The organism is Streptomyces sp. NRRL S-495 (assembly GCF_000966955.1).
Lineage (GTDB): Bacteria > Actinomycetota > Actinomycetes > Streptomycetales > Streptomycetaceae > Kitasatospora > Kitasatospora purpeofusca.
This window is the reverse complement of the sequence record NZ_JZWY01001138.1, coordinates 1-2,731: the sequence shown is the minus strand read 5'-3', so window position 1 is coordinate 2,731 and position 2,731 is coordinate 1. Positions and strand designations below refer to the sequence as shown.

The window sequence follows — 2,731 nt, the reverse complement described above, 5'->3', positions numbered from 1 at the left end:
CGCCCGGCCGACGGGGCGGAGGACGGGGCGGGAGCGGGGAGCGCGAGGGACGGCGTCGGGGACGGGAGCACGGGCGGCTCCGGGAGGCGGGGTGCGGCGGAGGACGGTACCGGAGTGTCCCGGGGCGATCGGCTCGCGGCCCGGGTCGGCGTCGGCACCGGTGTCGGGCGCTGCGGACCGGAGGCCGGCATGTCACCCGAGGATACGGACGCCGGGAGGGGCCGCGGGGGCGCGGCCGTCGGCGTGTGGGCGGCGCCGCCGTCCGGTGCCGCCGTCGGCAGCAGGCCCAGCGCCGACACCACCGCCCCGGCGCCGACGACCGTCAGCAGACCCCACCGTCGCGGACCCGGGGGCCGGCTCCTCCCCGCGACCGGCCGGTGCACCACCGGTGCGGGCAGATCGGTGGAAGCGGGGTCCGCTCCCCCGGGGCCGTGCGCCGCCGCAGGTTTCCGCGGGCCCGGGCCTGCCGGACGGTCGGCGGGAACAGCCGAACAGCTCGCTCCGCAGCAGGTCGACGTCCCAGCGGTGCACGGCCGCGAGGTCCTCCAGAGCCCTGCCGCAGCGGGGACAGCGGGCCAGGTGACGGGCCAGGTCGACGGTCACCGGCGCGTCCTCGCCGACACCTGCGGCCGCGCTCCCGGCGACGCCAGCTCCCCCGCTCCCGGCGGCACTCCCGGTGGCGCTCCCGGCAGCGCTCTCGGACAACGGCACGGCCAGGTGGCGGCAGCGCCGGTCCGGCACGGTCGCGACGAACAGCCGCAGATAGGCGTCGGCGAGCGTCCGCCGGGTGTCCGGGGGCGGGGCGTCCGGGCCGGGCGGTGCCACGAGGGCCCGCCACAGCTGTGCCGCCTGCGGATCGGTGAGCGTGGCGAGCGAGCGCAGCAACGGACTGTCGTCCTCCGCCGCGCAGCGGGCGGCCCGGTCGCCCGGGTGCGCTCCGGCCCCCTCGTCGAACCAGTCCAGGAACCCGGGCGAGAGCGTGCCGCGCCGTCCCGTCTCCGCCCTCCTCGCCGCGAGGTGGCGCGCCTCGCCGAGCAGGGAGACGATCCAGGACGGGCCGGGCGTCGAGCCCCGGTGGTGGGCGTCGACGGTTCTGGCGACGGCCTCCGCTGCCAGCTCCCGCGCGTCGTCCGCGGTGGCGCAGAGTTCCAGCACGCAGGCCAGGATCACATCGCCGTACCGGCGCGTCAGCTCCTCGACGGCGTGCTGCGCCAGGTCCTTCGACGGCAGGAGCGCCCGGAGCTGGGCGTCCGTCAGTGCTCCGACGGTGGGTGGCATGCAGGTCCCGTCCGGCTGTCCCCTGCGCGCGACCTCGCACCGCGGAGAGGACGTCGCCCAGTTCGATCGACGTCAGGTGGAAGTCGCACGACCTGCCACGACCCGCGATCCGTCCCTCGAACGAGCAGGACGGGTCCCGGAGTCGCGGGGCCTCTTTCTCGACTTCCCAGGGGGAGAGCGGTGGTGGCCCCGCGCGTCCCGCTCCGTTGTCGGACCGTTACCGGAGGCCTCCGGGTCGACCCGACGGAACGCGGGGGGGCTCATGTCAGCGGTGCCCCCGGCGGACCGCCGCCCGGTGGGCGGCGGTCCTGGGGGGCGTGCCGACGGTCCTGCCGGTGGGTCAGTTCCCGAGGGTGACCGCGGTGTCGTCGATCAGGTAGGTCGTCCGGGCCGCGAGGTCCTCCCGGCCCACGAAACGCACGTCGACATACCGGCCCGCGTACGAGGACAGGTCGACGCTCCGCTCGACGTAACCGGTGGTCGCGTCCAGGTTGGACCAGGTGGCCAGCACGGTGTCACCGGCCTGGACGGTCAGCTTGTCGTAGGGCACGGTCGTGGTGCCCTCGTCCGTGCTGATGTGCACCCAGAAGGTCAGCACCGCCCGGCAGCCGTACGGGATGTGGACGTTCTGGGCCAGGGTGTCGGTGCTGGTGCTGCCGTGCCCGCCCAGCCAGGCCTTCCACACTCCGCTGTGCGGGAGGGTGTAGGGGTTGGTGGAGTCGACGGTCCGGCCGTTCGACGCGGTCCAGGCGACGGGGCCGTCCTCGAAGCCGGGGTTGGCGAACAGTTGGGCGGTGGCGCACTGGCCGACGGTGTAGGTGGTCCAGGAGAACGACACCGCGTCGTAGGCCCCGGTGGGGTCGGTGGCCGTGAGGGTGACGGTGCTGTCGGCCTGGGTGGTGGGGGTGCCGGTGATCACGCCGGTGGAGGCGTCGATCGCCAGGCCGGCGGGCAGCCCGGTGGCGGTGTAGGTGAGCGGCCCGGCGTTGCTGCTGGTGGCCTCGGTCCGGAGGTTCACGGCGGCGCCGGTCCGGGTGACCTGGTCGCCGGGGCTGGTCAGGGTGACGCCGGTGGTGATGCGGGGTCCGACGTTGACGGCGGCCCAGGCGTTGGCGGTGTTGCGGTAGGCGGGGCTGTCGGCGCCGTACAGCTCGGCGGCGGCCTTGAGGGTGGCGGTGCGGGCACCGGCGTAGTCGGTGGCGGAGGTCATGTGGGTGCTGAGGGCGCGGTACCAGATGGCCGCGGCGGCCTCACGCCCGATCGGGTTGACCGGTCGGCCGTCGGAGGTCGGCGAGTCGTAGGCCACGCCGTTGACGAGCTTGGCGCCGCTGCCCTCGGAGGCCAGGTAGAACCAGTGGTTGGCCGGGCCGGAGGAGAAGTGGACGTCGCTGGAGCCGATCCCGGCGTACCAGTAGTCCTTGGAGGCGCCGTCCTTGGAGGGCTTGTCCATGTA

Annotated in this window: 2 protein-coding genes; both read right to left on the bottom strand. The window is 75.1% G+C overall.

All coding sequences use genetic code 11. From position 1 onward, the window contains the following. Window positions 1-192: 192 nt before the first annotated feature. A complete protein-coding gene (locus tag VR45_RS46470; protein WP_045944872.1) occupies window positions 193-1,278 on the bottom strand; it encodes a hypothetical protein in 1,086 nt (361 codons plus the stop codon). Window positions 1,279-1,618: 340 nt separating this feature from the next. Continuing rightward, window positions 1,619-2,731: M4 family metallopeptidase (locus tag VR45_RS39895; RefSeq protein WP_045944871.1), on the bottom strand; the 1,113-nt coding region annotated here is incomplete at its 5' end.

Coding starts and splice junctions, on each gene's coding strand:
- VR45_RS46470 (WP_045944872.1), bottom strand. CDS start 1,278: ATGCCACCCACCGTCGGAGCACTGACGGACGCCCAGCTCCGGGCGCTC.